Origin of the sequence: Corynebacterium falsenii, assembly GCF_020099275.1 — a bacterium.
GTDB classification, from domain to species: Bacteria; Actinomycetota; Actinomycetes; order Mycobacteriales; family Mycobacteriaceae; genus Corynebacterium; species Corynebacterium falsenii.
Genome location: NZ_CP083646.1, coordinates 556,737 through 574,513 on the forward strand (window position 1 = coordinate 556,737; position 17,777 = coordinate 574,513).

The window sequence follows — 17,777 nt, forward strand, 5'->3', positions numbered from 1 at the left end:
GGCCGGGGACTACCGCTGACGGATGGCAACGACGTACGGGCCGACCTGGTTGAGGTCCCAGCCTTCCGCGAATGCCTTGGCCTTGAACTTCACGGTGCGGAAGCGCACGTTGGGCTGGTTGGGGTAGATGTCGTCGGCGATCATGTAGCTGAACTCGCCGTCGCCGGTGCCCTTGACGGTGGGCAGCGACCCGTCCTTGGGCATCAGTGACCCGGATTTGTCTATCTCGCCTTCGACGTCCAACTGCCCGCGCAGGATCAGGGCGTCTGGGGCTTGCCAGCCGTGGGTCTCCTGGGCCTTGTCCATGGCGGCGGTGAGCTTCGCGGGGTCGGTGATCTTGGTCCAGGTTTCGATCTCGTCATTGCGCTTGGCGAATTCGCCGAGCGGGTTGGCGTAGTGGGCGGTAATGGCCTGGTAGCCGTGGTAGGGGTAGTAGGCCATGAAGTTCTTCTCATCCGTGAGGATGATCGCGCCCGCTCGGGTGCCGAGCTTGTCGAACAGGACCTTGTCGATGGTGGCGTAGTAGGCGGTGGAGTCCGCGGGGAAGCGGTCGCCGCGGTTGGCGTTCCCATCGGAGTCGGTGTAGGCCAAGTCGATGTGCCGCTCGTTGAGGCTGGGGATCGTGGTGGCGTAGTAGATGCCGGAGAAGGCGAGCACGATCGCCATGATGCGGACGAACACCGTGTTGCCGTCGGCGGAGTGTCCGCCCTTCACGGCGACGTCGTCACCGGCCACCTCTGCCTTTGTTTTGCTCGACGCCGCCGCGAGGGCTCCCCAGTTCACCGTGATGAACTGGGGCCGGTCTTGACGCAGCCATTCGGTGATGCCGAGGGCGCCGGCAGTGGACAGGATGAGCATGATCGGCAGTTCTACGCGGAATCCCAGCAGCGTGGTTCCTAGGACGGTGACGAGCATGGAGAGGATGACCCAGGCGTAGCTGACGATGAGGCCGATGCCGAGGCTGAAGGCATCTGCGTCTCGGCGTCGGGTCACCAGCCAGATCACCGCGATGATGCTGAGCAAGGCGAGCACTACCGACTCAAAGAAGGGGGCGGGGATCTGCGTGCCCATCTCGGGCAGGTAGTGCTGCGCCTTGCCGGTCGGCCCGTGGGGGCGCGTGGCCAGGGCGTAGAGGTAGGGTCCCCATCCCACGAGGGCGAGTGCGATGGATCCCAGGCCGATGGCGGTGACGCGCAGCAGCGGGCGGATGGAACGCAGGTTCCACGCGGTGATGAGGGCCAGCACCACCACGGATAGTGCCGAGATTCCGGTGAACAGGGTGTAGAGGTTGGCAGACAGCCCCAGGTACACGATCATGCCGAGGATGGCCAGGGTGGAGCCGCGGACCGCACGGTAGCCGAGCACCATGGCAGGGGCCACGCCCATGGCGACGATGGCGGCGTAGGGCTCCTCGGGTGCTACGGCCAGGGTGACGGCCACGGTCAGCAGGGAGATGGCGCTGGAGGTCGGCAGCGAGGCGGTGATGCGCTGCCACACCGGCACCAGCATCGCGCCGGTGGCGGACAGTGTGATGAGCGCCCACGGTTGGTACGCCGCCCATGCGGCGATGCCGGTGACCTTGGCGAAGATGCCGCCGGTGAAGAACCACAGCCCGGGGTAGAAGGAGGGCATGTCCATGTAGGCCATGTCTTCCCAGCCGGGGTGGTTGGTCATGCGGGTGAGGTATTGGGTGCGGAAGACTTGGTCCACGCTGATGCCGTCGAGGTACAGGCGGGTAGCGGCCAGCGGCACGCCGATGGCGGTGATCACCAATAGCGCCGGGGCGAGGTGCACCACGGCCTTGATAAGGAAGGTGGACGCCCGCGTGTGGTGACCTTTGCGCGGGTGTACCCAGAAGTAACAGGCCACGGCGGTGCCCACGATGGAGATGGTGATGCCGGCGACGGCCAGGGCGCGCAGCACGTAGCTGTTGCTGAAGGCCGGCATGTTGGTGTGGCCCATCACGGCCCAGGCCACGAGCGCCAGCACAGCGGACGCGCCGCCGGCGAGGATCATCTCCAGCACCATCGTGCGCACGCGCAGGAAATCTCCGGCGGGTGCGGCGGGTGTGCTGGGTCGGCTGGCCTGATCCTGCTGAGTCATGCCCTCAATTTTCGCATACCCGGAACGGCATTAAGGACTTTGAGAGGTGCTAGCGCAGCATGATGCCACGGATGCCCGAGTGGAATCCGTCGCGCAGCCCCACGCGCTGGGTCTCGGTGAGGGTGTATTCGTGCAGCGTCTCGCACGCGAATTGCAGCAGCGGCCGGTCGATCTCTGGGGGAAGCCCGCCGCCGGAGAGCAGGTGGGCGTTGTCCTTCTGGTCCTCGGTGGCGGCGTGGTCGTACCACCACACGGCGTATTGCTGGCCGATGTCGAAGGGGCTCTGCTCGCCCGAGGACGCCCACACTTCGTTGGGCAGTGGCACGTACCGGCTGCGGAGCTTGCGGTGCCGCGCCATCATGCCGGGGTTGGGGCGGGGCTTGGGCTTGTCATCGCTGGCCGGGCTCTTGTCCGCAGCGGCGCCGACCTCGGTGGCCTGTTGGGTCTGCTCGGCTTCGTCGACGCCGTCGTTATCCTCTGTGCCGTCTGCAGCGCCTGCAGCATTTGTGGCATCTGTGGCGGCTGTAGCGGCTGTAGCGTTGTCCCCGATTTCGTTGGCACCGGTCGGCTGCGTGCCGCGCGACGTGGCCTCCGGGCCACTGCGCACCGGCCCGGGAATCTGCGCCTCGGCAGGCTCCGCCGGGGCTGCTTTTTCTGTGTCAACCTCGGCACTGGGTGCGGTTTCGGCCTTGGTGTTCGACGCCACCTCGGTCGGCTCATCCGCCGTGGAGCCTTCGGGCTGCTGGGGCTGGTCACCCGCGGGAGCGTCCTGGGGGCTGGGCTCGCTCGGCGTGGCGTCGGACCGAGAGGTGGGAGAAGTGAGGACGCACGGCGTGGGCTCCTCGGGGGAGGTTGCGTCGCCGAGCGGCTTGGGTGCCGGTTCCATGGGCTGGTCGCCGGCGGGCAGCGGGCCTTCCAGGATCTGCAGGCGCATGGTGTCCCGGAAGTCCTCGCGCGGGTCGAGGATGGTGGTGGTGTCGCAGGCGAAGCGCAGGGCGGAGGACATGGAGTCCCAGCCGAAGCCGTAGAGGTGTACGCGGATGCCCGCGTTGACGGCCTCTTCCACGCCGGGGAGCATGTCGGCATCGCCGGAGACGAGCACGATGTCGGAGACGTGCCCGCGGGTGGCGGCGAGCACCATGTCCGCTACCAGGCGTGTGTCCACGGCCTTCTGGGTGCGGCGGTCGCCCCATTCGATGAGCTGGCCAGCGCGAAGCTGAACCCCGGGTTCGCTGCGCAGGCTGCGTTGGTAGCGGTGGGGTCCGGACTCGGGGATGCCGTCGTACCAAAATTGGCGGTGAACGGGCTGTTTAAGCTGGTCCTGCACCATATGGTTGAGGACGGATACGACCTCGGGGAGGTCGATTTCTAACTGTGCCCGGGCGCCTGTGTCCCAGGAGTTGTAGAAGCTCGCTAGCAGGTAAGACGTGTCGACAAAGACTTGCGTGCGTTCCAGCATTGTTCATAGTCCATTTCATTTCGCTCGATAACTTATATCTCCTCTCTAGCATGCCTGAAAACATCGTGCTACGGTTAGTTACACAAGTAACTAACCAACTAACTAGGTGGGAAAGGTGGAGGTCAGATGGATGAGGCATCGGCACCGCTTTTTCAGCAAGTAGCGGATTTGATTGCGGATGCCATCGTGGATGGTTCGCTTCCCGAGGGAGCGCAGGCCCCCTCGACCAACGAGCTCGCAGAGTTCCACCACATCAATCCGGCAACGGCCCGCAAGGGCCTCACCGTGCTCGTCGATCAAGAGGTCCTGGTCAAGCGCCGCGGCGTGGGCATGTTCGTGCAACACGGCGCGCGGGAGAAGATCATGCAGTTGCGCCGCGCGGCGTTCGTGTCCGCGTACGTGGTCCCCATGGTCGATGAAGCGGTGAAGCTGGGGATGGATCAGCAGCGGGTCCGCACGTTGGTTGACCAAGTCGCAGAAAGCAGAGGGCTGTATTAATGACGTTTGCAACGAATCAATCGACCCCCGCGCCGGGCATCGAGCTTCCGGGAGTTAGGTGAACGCCGTTCAAGTTGGCCTGTGAGCAGTGCGTTACAGTGAAACCATGCTTGCTTCACCCGCAGCGCAATCACCAACAGCGCAATCGCCCTCAGACCAACCACGAACTCCCACGCCATCGGCGCAGCCGTGGACAGCCGAACGCATCATCGAGGCCGATCAGCGCTACGTGTGGCATCCCTACGCGCCGCGGACCCTGGCCGATACCGATGCAGACGCGTTCCAGGCGGCGCAGGCTGTGGCGTCGACGGAAGGGGTGAACCTTCACCTCGCGGACGGGCGAACGGTCATCGACGGCATGAGCTCGTGGTGGGCGGCCTGCCACGGCCACGGCCACCCGCACCTCGTGGAGGCGGCGCACAGGCAGATCGACCGGATGAGCCACGTGATGTTCGGCGGGCTCACCCACCAGCCCGCCGCTGAGCTGGCCGAACGGCTGGTGAACTGGGTCAATAGCGGCTCAGTCAACGCCGGCGATCCCATGGACGGTGTGTTCTACTCCGACTCTGGCTCGGTGGCCGTGGAAGTCGCGCTAAAGATGGCGCTGCAATACCAACGCGGCACCGGCAACCCCCACCGCGACCGCTTCCTCACCTGGCGCAGTGGCTACCACGGCGACACGCAAGGCCCCATGAGCGTGTGCGATCCGGACGGCGGAATGCACGCCCTGTGGGAGGGCACCCTCACCCGCCAACGCTTCGTGCCCGCCCCGCCCGTCATGGGGGCGACCGAGCAGCAGCGGGCCGATTACCTCGCCGACCTGGAACGCAGCCTTGTCGAAGCCGGGAACATCGCCGCCGTCATCGTGGAGCCGATCGTCCAGGGCGCCGGGGGCATGCGCTTCCATGACGCGGAGCTGATCACCGGCCTGCGCGAGATCTGCGACCGCACCGGCACGCTGCTGATCCTGGACGAGATCGCCACCGGCTTTGGCCGCACCGGCCACGCCCTGGCCTGCCACGCTGCGGGAGTGCTGCCGGACATTCTCTGCCTCGGCAAGGCGCTGACCGGCGGGTTTATGTCCTTCGCCGCCACGTTGACCTCCGCCCGGGTGGCCCGTGGCATCGACTCCCCGTCCGGCGGCGGCGCGCTCATGCACGGGCCGACGTTCATGGGAAACCCCCTGGCCTGCTCGGTCGCGGGCGCTGCGCTGGACCTCATCGAGTCGGGCTATTGGCGCGAATCCGTGCCCCGCATCGAGACCGGGCTGCAGCGACTCCACGACGTCTGCGGCCCCGCCGACAACCCAGCCGTGGCAGACGTTCGCGTGCTCGGCGCCATCGGCGTGGTGGAGATGCGCGAACCCATCGACATGCGCACGGCCACGGATGCGCTGCTGGATAGCGGCGTGTGGCTGCGCCCCTTCGGCCGCCTGCTCTACACCATGCCGCCGTTCATCAGCACGGACGAGGACATCGCCACCATCGTCAACGCTATGGCACACACCGTGGCACAGCTCGCGCGCTAGCCCTCTCGAGACCGCGTGCATATTGGAAGCGCACATGAGACGCGCACATTAGAAAGGTTGACCTCATGATTCTGTGTATGACCGGCACCGGCACGGACGTTGGCAAAACCATCGCCACCGCAGCCCTCGCCGCCGCTGCTGAGCACGCGGGCTGGCACGTGCGCGTGGCCAAGCCGATCCAAACCGGCGAGCCCGCCGGCCACGGGGACCTCGCGACCGTCGAGTCCCTCACCGGCATCTCTGACCTGCACGAATGCGCCCGTTACCCCGAGCCCCTCGCCCCGGTCATGGCCGCCCGCCGCGCCGGAATGCCCACCCTCGACCTCGCCGATGTCGCCGCCGAGCTCACCGCGCTCTCTTCTTCATCCGACGCCACCAGCACCCTCCTTCTCGTCGAAGGCGCGGGTGGTCTCATGGTGGAGCTGGGCGAAGGCTGGACCATCGCCGACCTGGCCCGGGAACTCTCCGCGCCCCTCGTGGTCACCACCACCACGGGCCTGGGAAGCCTCAACCACGCACTGCTCACCCTCGAATCCATTGAGCGCCGGGGCGTGGGCTGCGCCGGGCTGATCGGCGGGTCAGTCCCCGCCGACCCGGACCTGGCGACCGGGCTGACGCTGGAGGAATTTTCCGCATCCGGCGGCTTCGGCCCCACTCGCGTGCCGTGGCTCGGCGGGATCCCGCAGGGCGCGGGAGCGCTCACTCAGGAAGAGTTCGTCCGCGGGGCCCGCCAGTGGATATCGCTGCCCCGGGAGCTTAATCGCTGACGTGGGCGAGGGCGTCCGTAATGGCGTCGACAAAATCGGTGATCTGCGAGGAACTATGCGTGGCCATCACAGTGACCCGCAGGATCGCGGCGCCGCGGGGGACGGTGGGGTAGCGGATCGCCGGCACGTGGAAGCTGCGGCTGCGCAGTTCGGCGGCTACGGCCATGGCGGTCGATTCCGCGCCGATGGGGATGGGGATGATGGGCGAGCATTCGGTGGGGTCGGCGGGCACGGCTGATTCCGCTGTCTCAGGTGTCTCGAGGATGCCCGCATCGCGCAGCTTCTCGCGAAGAGCCAGCGAATTGGCCTGCAGCTGCGGCACCGGCGAGCCGGCCGAGCGCACCACACCCACCGCCGCGCCGACAGCGGCCATGTTCGCGGCAGAGGTCGATGTGGAAAAGACGAAGCTACGAGCCTGGTTGCGCAACAGGCGCACCACGGGCTCGGGAGCGCACACGAAACCACCCTCCGCGCCAAGGGCCTTGCTGGCCGTTCCGACGAGGATATCGGGGGCGTGATCAGGCGAAACGTCGATCACGCCGCGGCCGGATGCGCCGATGGTGCCGATTCCATGCGCGTCGTCGACGATGACGAGAGCCCCGAACTCGTGGGCGGTGTCCACGAGACTGGGCAGATCGGCGCAGGTTCCGTCCATGGAGAACACCCCGTCACTAATAACAAGGAAGCGGTGATCGGGGTAGATGGTTCGGTAGTCGGCAAGGAGCGTGCGCAGCGCGGCGGCATCGCGGTGCGGGAACACGACAGTGCGTGTGCCGCGGGTGGCCTTGGCCAGGCGGCAGCCGTCGATGATGGAAGCGTGGTTGCGCTGATCGGAAAAGATGATGGTGGCTTCATCCGCGAGTGTGGAGATCAGGCCCACGTTGGCCTGATAACCGGTGGCGAAGAAGCAGCACTCTGGGTAGCCGAGCCACGAGGCGATGCGGCGCTCCACTCCGTTGTGCAGATCCGTGGTGCCGGTGGTGAGGCGCGATCCGCCGGATCCGGCGCCGTAGATCTCCAAAGCTGTTTGCGCTGCGCCCACGACTTGCGGGTGCTGGGCAAGACCTAGGTAATTGGAGGAGGAAAACAGCACGCGCGAGTCGCCATCGATGGTGCAAATCGGGTCCTGGCCGGTGGAGAACTCCGCCATGGTGCGCGTGAGGCCGGTGCTGTCCCAGGTATCCAGACGGTCGGTGATGGATTGGAACCACTGGGTGGGGAGGTTGCTGGACATAGGAGGAAGTGTAGACGCGAATCGCGGGCGGTGGGGTCGCGGCCTGTGGCCGTTCCGTTCTGGTTGGTGGTTCGGCTTCTTGGTGGTTCGACGCCACCATGGTGTGTGGTTGCTGGGTGGTGTTTGTGGGGTGTGAGCTGGGGATTTGTGTGTTGGTGGTGGGGTGTGTAGATTTATTCGAGTCAGCGCGACCGACACCGCGACCGTGACCACAATAGTTACCGAGATTGTTCTTGGGTGATGTGGTGGGTGTGCGGCAGGACAACGGCCCTGACGGTTTCCATTGAAGTAGCAGTGGTGTTCACCGAGTGTTTACATCCTGTTCGCCACGGATTTGCTTTGTAGCGTGTGGTTGGTATAAGCTCGGATTCCTGTCACGATGAGCTCCACATCTTGTGGGTGTGGGTGGTTTGTTGTGTGCGTAAGTTGTTTGAGAACTCAATAGTGTGATGAACCAAGTGCAGTGCATGATGGCATGTTTTGTGTTGTTGTGTGCTGTTGAATGATTATTTTTTCAACCTTGTTGATTGTTCATCGTTGGCCGCATGGCTGCATGCCGTATATGGGTGTGTGGTTGGTGTGGTTCGTGCCAGCGCGGGTGGGTAACGCCGCCGCGTTAAATATTGTGGTGCGTAATCCCCTACTTATTGTTTTGTGGGTGGGGGTCTGATGATGAATGTTTTGATTTTTTGTCAGTAATTTTTGGTTATTTTGCCAGTTGTTCAGGCTCTTTGTTCTGAAACAATGTTTTTATGGAGAGTTTGATCCTGGCTCAGGACGAACGCTGGCGGCGTGCTTAACACATGCAAGTCGAACGGAAAGGCCCTTGCTTGCAGGGGTACTCGAGTGGCGAACGGGTGAGTAACACGTGGGTGATCTGCCTTGTACTTCGGGATAAGCCTGGGAAACTGGGTCTAATACCGGATAGGACCATGCTTTAGTGTGTGTGGTGGAAAGTTTTTTCGGTACAAGATGAGCCCGCGGCCTATCAGCTTGTTGGTGGGGTAATGGCCTACCAAGGCGACGACGGGTAGCCGGCCTGAGAGGGTGTACGGCCACATTGGGACTGAGACACGGCCCAGACTCCTACGGGAGGCAGCAGTGGGGAATATTGCACAATGGGCGCAAGCCTGATGCAGCGACGCCGCGTGAGGGATGACGGCCTTCGGGTTGTAAACCTCTTTCGCTAGGGAAGAAGCCACTTGTGGTGACGGTACCTGGATAAGAAGCACCGGCTAACTACGTGCCAGCAGCCGCGGTAATACGTAGGGTGCGAGCGTTGTCCGGAATTACTGGGCGTAAAGAGCTCGTAGGTGGTTTGTCGCGTCGTCTGTGAAATCCCGGGGCTTAACTCCGGGCGTGCAGGCGATACGGGCATAACTGGAGTGCTGTAGGGGAGACTGGAATTCCTGGTGTAGCGGTGAAATGCGCAGATATCAGGAGGAACACCGATGGCGAAGGCAGGTCTCTGGGCAGTAACTGACGCTGAGGAGCGAAAGCATGGGTAGCGAACAGGATTAGATACCCTGGTAGTCCATGCCGTAAACGGTGGGCGCTAGGTGTGGGGATCTTTCTACGATTTCCGTGCCGTAGCTAACGCATTAAGCGCCCCGCCTGGGGAGTACGGCCGCAAGGCTAAAACTCAAAGGAATTGACGGGGGCCCGCACAAGCGGCGGAGCATGTGGATTAATTCGATGCAACGCGAAGAACCTTACCTGGGCTTGACATATGCAGGATCGCTGCAGAGATGTAGTTTCCCTTGTGGTCTGTATACAGGTGGTGCATGGTTGTCGTCAGCTCGTGTCGTGAGATGTTGGGTTAAGTCCCGCAACGAGCGCAACCCTTGTCTTGTGTTGCCAGCACGTTATGGTGGGGACTCGCGAGAGACTGCCGGGGTTAACTCGGAGGAAGGTGGGGATGACGTCAAATCATCATGCCCCTTATGTCCAGGGCTTCACACATGCTACAATGGTCGGTACAGAGGGTCGCGATACCGTGAGGTGGAGCTAATCCCTGAAAGCCGGTCTCAGTTCGGATTGGAGTCTGCAACTCGACTCCATGAAGTCGGAGTCGCTAGTAATCGCAGATCAGCAACGCTGCGGTGAATACGTTCCCGGGCCTTGTACACACCGCCCGTCACGTCATGAAAGTTGGTAACACCCGAAGCCAGTGGCCCAAACTCGTTAGGGAGCTGTCGAAGGTGGGATCGGCGATTGGGACGAAGTCGTAACAAGGTAGCCGTACCGGAAGGTGCGGCTGGATCACCTCCTTTCTAAGGAGTTATATTTTCATTATTTTCATCTGGGTAGTTCACGGACCGTGCCCCACGATTGGTGTGGGGTTGGTGTGGTGGATGATCAACACCAGTGGTTGATGTGAATTGTTGTTTGTTCTTGGTTTGTCATATTGTTGGGTGTCTGGAACGGCTTGTGTTGTTCCTTTGAGTGGGATTCCCATGGTTTGCGCATGACTGGTTGGTTGTGTGTGGGTGTGGGGTTCGTGTTGTTTGAGAACTGTATAGTGGACGCGAGTATCTTTACTCGCCACGCGTGAATGCTTGTGTGTGTTTGTGTGTGGTGGGTGTTGAATATTCTTTATTCTTCTTGTTTAGTGTGATTTTGTTTGTGGTGTATCCATAGAAATCTGATTGTTTGTGTGTGTTGTCTGTGAAGGGCGCACGGTGGATGCCTTGGCACAATGAGCCGATGAAGGACGTGTAAGGCCGCGATAGGCCTCGGGGAGTTGCCAATAGAGCGTTGATCCGAGGGTGTCCGAATGGGGAAACCTGGCCATCGTTATGGGTGGTCGCCTGCCAGTGAATTCATAGCTGGTGTGGAGGGAACGCGGGGAAGTGAAACATCTCAGTACCCGTAGGAGAAGAAAATAATAATGATTCCGTTAGTAGCGGCGAGCGAACGCGGATTATGTGGCTAAACCATATGCGTGTGATACCTGGCAGGGGTTGCGTGTGTGGGGTTGTGGGACGAATGCGTGCGGTGCTGCCATGCCGTGCATTGTCATAGTGTGTTAGCGGAAGTGGTTTGGAATGGCCTGCCGTAGACGGTGAGAGTCCGGTACGTGAAAGCATGACTGTGGTGGTGTGTGTTTGTTCCCGAGTAGCAGCGGGCTCGTGGAATCTGCTGTGAATCTGCCGGGACCATCCGGTAAGCCTGAATACTTGTTGTGACCGATAGCGGATTAGTACCGTGAGGGAATGGTGAAAAGTACCCCGGGAGGGGAGTGAAATAGTACCTGAAACCGTGTGCTTACAATCCGTCAGAGCCCTCTTGTGGGGTGATGGCGTGCCTTTTGAAGAATGAGCCTGCGAGTCAGCGGCATGTCGCGAGGTTAACCCGAGTATGTGGGGTAGTCGTAGCGAAAGCGAATACTAACTAGTGTGTTTGTAGTGGCATGTCCTGGACCCGAAGCGGGGTGATCTACCCATGGCCAGTGTGAAGCAGCTGTAAGAGGTTGTGGAGGCGCGAACCCACTTAGGTTGAAAACTGAGGGGATGAGTTGTGGGTAGGGGTGAAAGGCCAATCAAACTCCGTGATAGCTGGTTCTCCCCGAAATGCATTTAGGTGCAGCGTCGTGTGTTTCTTGCCGGAGGTAGAGCTACTGGTTGGTTTAGCGGGACTATCATCTTAGCGACATCAGCCAAACTCCGAATGCCGGTAAGTTAGAGCGCGGCAGTGAGACTGCGGGGGATAAGCTTCGTAGTCGAGAGGGAAACAGCCCAGATCGCCGGCTAAGGCCCCTAAGAGTGTACTAAGTGGAAAAGGATGTGGGATCGCGAAGACAGCCAGGAGGTTGGCTTAGAAGCAGCCATCCTTGAAAGAGTGCGTAATAGCTCACTGGTCGAGTGGTTCTGCGCCGACAATGTAGTGGGGCTCAAGTACACCGCCGAAGCCGCGGAACTCACATTTTGTGTGGGTTGGTAGGGGAGCGTCGTGTGGCCGGTGAAGGTGCGGGGTGACCCAGTGCTGGAGGCTATGCGAGTGAGAATGCAGGCATGAGTAGCGAATGACAAGTGGAAAACTTGTCCGCCGGATGACTAAGGGTTCCTGGGTTAAGCTAATCTTCCCAGGGTGAGTCGGGACCTAAGGCGAGGCCGACAGGCGTAGTCGATGGATAACGGGTTGATATTCCCGTACCCGTGTATGTGCGCCCAATGGTGAATCGGGGATACTAACCACCCTGACCCGCCACTAACGAGGCTTTGCCTTGTGGTGTGTGGTGATGCGTGGGACCTGATCTGGTAGTAGCCAAGCGATGGGGTGACACAGGTTGGTAGCCAAGCCACTTATTGGATTGTGGTGTAAGCGTGTGGCACGTGCCCAGTGGTAAATCCGGGGCACATGATGTGTGAGGCGTGATGCGTACCCGTTGTGGGGATGTTGGTGATCCTGTACTGTCGAGAAAAGCCTCTAGTGAGTGCATACATGGCCCGTACCCATAACCGACACAGGTGGTCAGGTAGAGAATACTAAGGCGATCGGGTGAACTGTGGTTAAGGAACTCGGCAAAATGCCCCCGTAACTTCGGGAGAAGGGGGGCCACTGCTGGTGACAGACTGGTTTTGAGCTGGTGGTGGTCGCAGAGAATAGAGGGAAGCGACTGTTTACTAAAAACACAGGTCCGTGCGAAGACGGTGAAGTCGATGTATACGGACTGACGCCTGCCCGGTGCTGGAAGGTTAAGAGGACCTGTTAGACCCTTTTGGGTCGAAGCGGAGAATTTAAGCCCCAGTAAACGGCGGTGGTAACTATAACCATCCTAAGGTAGCGAAATTCCTTGTCGGGTAAGTTCCGACCTGCACGAATGGCGTAACGACTTCCCTGCTGTCTCAACCACAGGCCCGGCGAAATTGCAGTACGAGTAAAGATGCTCGTTACGCGCGGCAGGACGAAAAGACCCCGGGACCTTCACTATAGCTTGGTATTGGTGTTTGGTTCGGTTTGTGTAGGATAGGTGGGAGACTGTGAAGCTATCACGCCAGTGGTGGTGGAGTCGTTGTTGAAATACCACTCTGATCGTATTGAGCATCTCAACCTCGGCCCGTGATCCGGGTTAGGGACAGTGCCTGGTGGGTAGTTTAACTGGGGCGGTTGCCTCCCAAAGAGTAACGGAGGCGCCCAAAGGTTCCCTCAGCCTGGTTGGCAATCAGGTGTTGAGTGTAAGTGCACAAGGGAGCTTGACTGTGAGACTGACAGGTCGAGCAGGTACGAAAGTAGGGACTAGTGATCCGGCACCGGCTTGTGGAAGCGGTGTCGCTCAACGGATAAAAGGTACCCCGGGGATAACAGGCTGATCTTCCCCAAGAGTCCATATCGACGGGATGGTTTGGCACCTCGATGTCGGCTCGTCGCATCCTGGGGCTGGAGTAGGTCCCAAGGGTTGGGCTGTTCGCCCATTAAAGCGGCACGCGAGCTGGGTTTAGAACGTCGTGAGACAGTTCGGTCTCTATCCGCCGTGCGCGTTGAAACTTGAGAAAGGCTGTCCCTAGTACGAGAGGACCGGGACGGACATACCTCTGGTGGGCCAGTTGTCACGCCCGTGGCATGGCTGGTTGGCTACGTATGGAAGGGATAACCGCTGAAAGCATCTAAGCGGGAAGCCTGTTTCGAGATGAGGTTTCTTTTGAGGTTCCCTATAGATGATGGGGTTGATAGGCCGGATCTGGAAGCACTGTGAGGTGTGGAGGTGACCGGTACTAATTTACCAATGTTCAACACACATAAAATTGTTGGTTTGTGTGGATCACACCCGTGACACCCTGTTTGGTGGTGTTCGGCTGGTCACATGGAGCGTGTTGGATAAACGATTATTCTTGTTACCCTGTTTGTGGGTTGCTCGCGTCTGTTATGCAGTGTCTGGAACGACACGGCACACCACCACCATTGTGTGTGGGTGGGTGTGTTTGGTTCCGTTTGTTGTGTCGGTGGTTGTTAGCGGTAAGGATCCGCCCGGTCCCTTTCCGAACCCGGTAGCTAAGCTTACCTGCGCTGATGGTACTGCACCTGGGAGGGTGTGGGAGAGTAAGTCACCGCCGGCCTTAAACTTGATAGTGGGTGGTCAGTGTTGGCTGTGTTCGTCACAAATTCGTGATGATCACAACCGGCACTGACCACCCTCTTTTCGCATGCGCGGAAAGAAGTTAAAAGGGGGTGAATAGCTCAGCTGTGCATGCGAATCAGCCCAGATTGCTCAGGCAACTCCGCGGCATTCAGGGGTGGGATGGCAGGTCTGTGCTGAATATGTGCTGCAAACCTGAATGACGTTCGGTATCTTGTTGAACAAATCTAACCTGTTGAGGCCAGACGGGGATTAATTCCTCACGGTTTTCCCAGGTCATTGCTGACGTGTACTGGAGAGGGGCCTCGCATGGCTCGGTCATCGTGGGATCGTTTGTGGAATTGTTCGTGGAAGACTGCAGTCGCTCGGTTTTCGCTCATGCTTTTGCTGTTCGGGCTTGTGCTCCCCGTTGGTCCCTTCGCAGTTGGTAGTGCTGAAGCGCAAGCCCCATCCTCCCAGGACGCTGAGCAGCGCCCGATTGTGCTGGTTCTTGATGCTTCCGGCTCGATGTTGGCAGATGATGCCGGTGGCCAGAAGCGTATCGACGCCGCCAAGGACGCGACCCGACAGTTGATCGATGGGCTGGCCGAGGATCAGAAGTTTGGGGTGGTGACCTACGGTGCCGGTACCAGCAGCGATGATGCTGACAAGGAGCGTGGCTGCCAGGACGTCACGATCCTCCGGCCGCTAGCGACCGGGGATAAGCAGAAGGCGGTTGATTCAGTCAACGGCATTCAGCCACGTGGCTGGACCCCCATTGGCAAGGCTTTGCAGCAGGCTGCTGACCTGTTGCCAGACAACAAGGGAACCGTTGTCCTTGTCTCGGGCGGTGAGGATACGTGTGCTCCACCGCCGGTGTGTGAGGTGGCTAAGGATCTCGTGGCGAAGGGCATCGATGTGAAGGTCAATACTATTGGCCTGAACATTAACGATCAGGGCCGATCGGAATTGCAGTGCATTGCACAGTCCACGGGTGGAGTTTATGCGGATGCCAATGACGCAGCGAGCCTAAGTAAGCAGCTTTCGGTGGCCACTCGCGACGTTGCAGGCGCAACGTACGCAGGCGAACCGATCGCGGGCAAAGATTGGACAGCTCCCAGATCTACGGTCGATCTCAAGGATCGCACGTCAGAGCAGACCTTCGGCGATGCTCCGGAAGCGGTGCCAGGAACGATGGCTGAGCCGAAGATCTACACCGACGAAGTACCACCGGTCCCAGAAGGCGTTAACCTCAATCCTGTTGGCGATGATAGGGGTAGCCAGTATCGGTCGTACAAAGTCTGGCTAAATAAGGGCGATACCCTCGTGGTTGGGTTCCTCGCCCCTAGGCGTCCCCTTCCTGGAGATGCACATCCAGATGATCGAGCAGCGGTGCTTGAGACAACTGTCACTGAGAAGTCACTGTCGGATGAGGGCGGCTGGTTCGAGCAATCTGGGTCCAACGTCGATATTGACCCGTCCTATTTTCTTTTAACGATTCCATCCTCTTCCCAAACTTTTCACGCTGGGGCGGATGCGTTTTACGGCGTGTCAGTGAGGAAATCCGGCGGGATGAAGTTCGCGTCTGATCCCGTGCCGTTCATGTTGGCCCTTGCTGCATTTCACGATGTTGAGAACGCCGACAGCGCCCCGCCGAAGAAACTCGATCCTACGGTTGTACGCGTGGGGCCAGATTCCAGCCCCTTCGTGGCCGGTGGCACCGATCCAACTAATGCCCCTCTATTGGAACCAGGTACGGTGACGACGGACATCGCACCGGGCGAAGTGCGGTATTACAGGATCCGTCTCGGTTGGGGACAATCGTACGCAGCAGTCGCGCAGCCACTCAGTGGCCCCGAGAGTGAATCAGAAAAGATCAGCCAAGTTCTTAGGCTGCACACCTTTTCTCCCGATTTTTCCTATAGCAGTTCGGCGGGCGGTATCAAGGTTATAGACGAAGGGCCGGACGCCGCCGGTACGCAACCGCGATCGGTCGTTGGGACCGAAGCCGTGCAACTCGACGCCACGCTAGGCGTGAAAAAGACTTCTAATAACGATTACGAAGCGTTTCCGTCACACCCAGGCGAGCAGATCATCGCTGTCACCAAGGACACCAACCAAGAGTCCTTGCAACAGCACGGCCTAGGCGTTGGCCAGGGCAACGTTCAACCGCAGCGCTTCCTACTCGCAGTGGCGCGGGAGGGCGAAGAGATCACGCCCGGCCCAGTGTTTACACCAATCAAGTCCCGCGACGGAAGCTCGGAGCCTAATACCGGCCACGCACAACCGAGCGATGCTGCAAAAGACGCTGCAAAAGACGCTGCAGCGGAAAGCTCCCCGATGTCACAGAAAATGCCGCTGCTCATCGGTGGTGGGGTGATCATCCTGGTGGTCATTGGTGCACTCGTTGCCTTTGGTGTTCGCAGGAAGCAGTGATCGAACCCGCCCACAATGCTCGCCCTGCGCTCGCCCTGCGCTCGCCCCACGCACGCCCCCGCCCCGCGCACCTTCCCTCGCACACCCGGGATGGGCTGTCTCATGCCTTTGATACTGTGACAGCGTTGAACCACCCAGCCCCCGTGTGTCGAAACCAAAGACCGGAATGTGCCCCACCGTGCGACAGTCATCAGCAGAACCCGCCAGCGCCGTCACGCGCTGGGTTCTGCTCGCCACGGTTGGCATGGGCGTTTTCCTCATCACGCTCGATAACACGATTCTCTACACCGCCCTCCCGCGCCTCGTCGAGGATCTCAACGCCTCCATCACCCAGCAGCTGTGGATCGTCAACGCGTACCCGGTCGTCATCGCAGGTCTCCTGCTCGGCACTGGCACCCTCGGGGACAAGATCGGCCATGCCACGATGTTCACCATCGGCATGTCGATCTTCGGCGTCGCCTCCCTGCTCGCGGCCTTCGCCGTATCCCCGGAGATGCTCATCGCCGCCCGTGCCTTGTTGGCCGTCGGCGCCGCCACGATGATGCCTTCCACGCTGTCCCTCATTCGGTTGACGTTCACCGATCCACAGGAAATGAACTTCGCCATCGGCATCTGGGCCTCCCTCGCCACCATCTCCTCGGCCCTCGGCCCGATCGTCGGCGGCGCCTTGTTGGAGGTCTTCTGGTGGGGCAGCGCCTTCCTGCTCAACATCCCGTTCGTCGTCCTCGCCCTGGTCACCATCCCCTTTGTCAAACCCGCCCAGCGCCGGGACCCCACCAAGCATTGGGATTGGATTTCCAGCGCGTTCGCCATGGTCACCCTCGTCAGCGTTGTCCTCATCATCAAGGAGGCCGCGCATTCGCCACAGAATTGGGCCCTCATCGCCGTGGCCGTGGTACTCGCGCTTGTCTTCGGCACGCTGTTCGTCCGGCGCCAAGACTCCCTCGCGCAGCCGCTGATTACCCTCGATATCTTCCGCAGCCCCAGCTTCCGCTCCGGGGCGATCGGTGCCAGCCTGGCCATGTTCGCCATCGTGGGCTTGCAGTACATCACCACTCAGAAGCTGCAGCTCGCGGACGGTTTCTCGCCGCTGCAATCGGGGTTGGTCGTGGCGGTCATCGCGGCGGGTTCGCTCGTGACCTCCCTGGCCGCCGGTGCGTCGTTGCGCCGCATGGGGGTGCGGCGCCTCATCGCGGGCGGGCTGGGCGTGTCGGCCATCGGCACCGCGATCGTGGGCGTCGCGGGGTTGGTGTCCTCCACGCCGCTGCTGGTGCTGGGCATGCTCGTCCTCGGCATGGGGATGGGCGGGGTGATGTCGGTCGCCTCGATCGCGATGATCTCCGGTGCCCCGCCACACCGCGCTGGCATGGCCTCTAGCGTGGAGGAAGTCAGCTACGAGTTCGGCTCCCTCACCGCCGTCGCCATCCTCGGGTCGCTCGTCACGTTCTGCTACTCGCGTTTCTTCCACGCCCCTGCCGGCTCGCCGCCGCGGGCCGGTGAGTCGCTCCAGGATGCTGTGATCGCCGTCGATGGCGCGCGGCCCATCGTTGCGTCTTCTATTCTCGACGCCGCAGCCAGCGCCTATTCCAGCGCCTATGCGGTAACCGCAGGGGTGGTGGTTGTCACGTTGATAGCCGGTGCGTTGTACACGGGCAGGATCTTGCGCGGCGTGCGCGTGGAGTTGCAGGACTAGCCGA

At 60.8% G+C, this 17,777-nt stretch carries 8 protein-coding genes and 3 rRNA genes; 8 read left to right on the top strand and 3 right to left on the bottom strand.

All coding sequences use genetic code 11. The features are described 5' to 3' along the window. Window positions 1-9: 9 nt before the first annotated feature. Both LA343_RS02595 and LA343_RS02600 read right to left on the bottom strand, forming a co-directional pair. Window positions 10-2,103 (bottom strand): galactan 5-O-arabinofuranosyltransferase, encoded by a 2,094-nt coding sequence (locus LA343_RS02595; protein WP_025401806.1) that lies wholly within the window; start codon window positions 2,101-2,103, stop codon window positions 10-12. Between the two features lie 49 nt (window positions 2,104-2,152). Beyond that, window positions 2,153-3,562, bottom strand: a complete 1,410-nt coding sequence (locus tag LA343_RS02600) for an NYN domain-containing protein (protein ID WP_025401807.1) — start codon at window positions 3,560-3,562, stop codon at window positions 2,153-2,155. A 126-nt stretch (window positions 3,563-3,688) separates the two neighbouring features. On the opposite strand from LA343_RS02600, the gene LA343_RS02605 reads away from it, so the two are divergent. The 3 genes from LA343_RS02605 to bioD all read left to right on the top strand — a co-directional run bounded on the left by LA343_RS02605 (window position 3,689) and on the right by bioD (window position 6,355). Continuing rightward, window positions 3,689-4,060 carry a GntR family transcriptional regulator gene (locus LA343_RS02605; RefSeq protein ID WP_025401808.1) on the top strand — a complete coding sequence of 124 codons (372 nt, stop codon included), beginning with the start codon at window positions 3,689-3,691 and terminating at the stop codon, window positions 4,058-4,060. A gap of 106 nt (window positions 4,061-4,166) precedes the next feature. Further along, a complete protein-coding gene (locus LA343_RS02610; RefSeq protein ID WP_025401809.1) occupies window positions 4,167-5,588 on the top strand; it encodes an adenosylmethionine--8-amino-7-oxononanoate transaminase in 1,422 nt (473 codons plus the stop codon). Window positions 5,589-5,653: 65 nt separating this feature from the next. Next, the gene (gene bioD / locus LA343_RS02615; protein WP_025401810.1) at window positions 5,654-6,355 is read left to right on the top strand and encodes a dethiobiotin synthase; all 702 of its coding nucleotides are present in this window, start codon (window positions 5,654-5,656) and stop codon (window positions 6,353-6,355) included. Here the strand turns inward: bioD and LA343_RS02620 are convergent. Next, window positions 6,345-7,589, bottom strand: a complete 1,245-nt coding sequence (locus tag LA343_RS02620) for an aminotransferase class I/II-fold pyridoxal phosphate-dependent enzyme (RefSeq protein ID WP_025401811.1) — start codon at window positions 7,587-7,589, stop codon at window positions 6,345-6,347. The two genes, bioD and LA343_RS02620, sit on opposite strands and share 11 nt — an antisense overlap. 749 nt (window positions 7,590-8,338) lie before the next feature. Here LA343_RS02620 and LA343_RS02625 point away from each other — a divergent pair. The 5 genes from LA343_RS02625 (at window position 8,339) to LA343_RS02645 (ending at window position 17,773) form a co-directional block, all read left to right on the top strand. Beyond that, window positions 8,339-9,862, top strand: a 16S ribosomal RNA gene (locus LA343_RS02625). Window positions 9,863-10,246: 384 nt separating this feature from the next. Continuing rightward, window positions 10,247-13,328: ribosomal RNA gene (locus LA343_RS02630) — 23S ribosomal RNA — on the top strand. Between the two features lie 199 nt (window positions 13,329-13,527). Next, window positions 13,528-13,645: ribosomal RNA gene (rrf, locus tag LA343_RS02635) — 5S ribosomal RNA — on the top strand. Together the 16S, 23S and 5S rRNA genes form the textbook arrangement of a ribosomal RNA operon. Window positions 13,646-14,043: 398 nt before the next feature. After that, window positions 14,044-16,080 carry a vWA domain-containing protein gene (locus tag LA343_RS02640; RefSeq protein ID WP_025401812.1) on the top strand — a complete coding sequence of 679 codons (2,037 nt, stop codon included), beginning with the start codon at window positions 14,044-14,046 and terminating at the stop codon, window positions 16,078-16,080. 178 nt (window positions 16,081-16,258) lie between these two features. After that, window positions 16,259-17,773: an MFS transporter gene (locus tag LA343_RS02645; protein ID WP_039911057.1), complete on the top strand. Its 1,515-nt coding sequence runs from the start codon at window positions 16,259-16,261 to the stop codon at window positions 17,771-17,773. The last annotated feature ends 4 nt before the right edge of the window (window positions 17,774-17,777 follow it).

What these genes read in the sequence shown, in the direction of transcription:
- LA343_RS02595 (WP_025401806.1), bottom strand. Translation starts at nt 2,103, where the DNA reads ATGACTCAGCAGGATCAGGCCAGCCGACCCAGCACACCCGCCGCACCC.
- LA343_RS02600 (WP_025401807.1), bottom strand. Translation starts at nt 3,562, where the DNA reads ATGCTGGAACGCACGCAAGTCTTTGTCGACACGTCTTACCTGCTAGCG.
- LA343_RS02605 (WP_025401808.1), top strand. Translation starts at nt 3,689, where the DNA reads ATGGATGAGGCATCGGCACCGCTTTTTCAGCAAGTAGCGGATTTGATT.
- LA343_RS02610 (WP_025401809.1), top strand. Translation starts at nt 4,167, where the DNA reads ATGCTTGCTTCACCCGCAGCGCAATCACCAACAGCGCAATCGCCCTCA.
- bioD (WP_025401810.1), top strand. Translation starts at nt 5,654, where the DNA reads ATGATTCTGTGTATGACCGGCACCGGCACGGACGTTGGCAAAACCATC.
- LA343_RS02620 (WP_025401811.1), bottom strand. Translation starts at nt 7,589, where the DNA reads ATGTCCAGCAACCTCCCCACCCAGTGGTTCCAATCCATCACCGACCGT.
- LA343_RS02640 (WP_025401812.1), top strand. Translation starts at nt 14,044, where the DNA reads ATGCTTTTGCTGTTCGGGCTTGTGCTCCCCGTTGGTCCCTTCGCAGTT.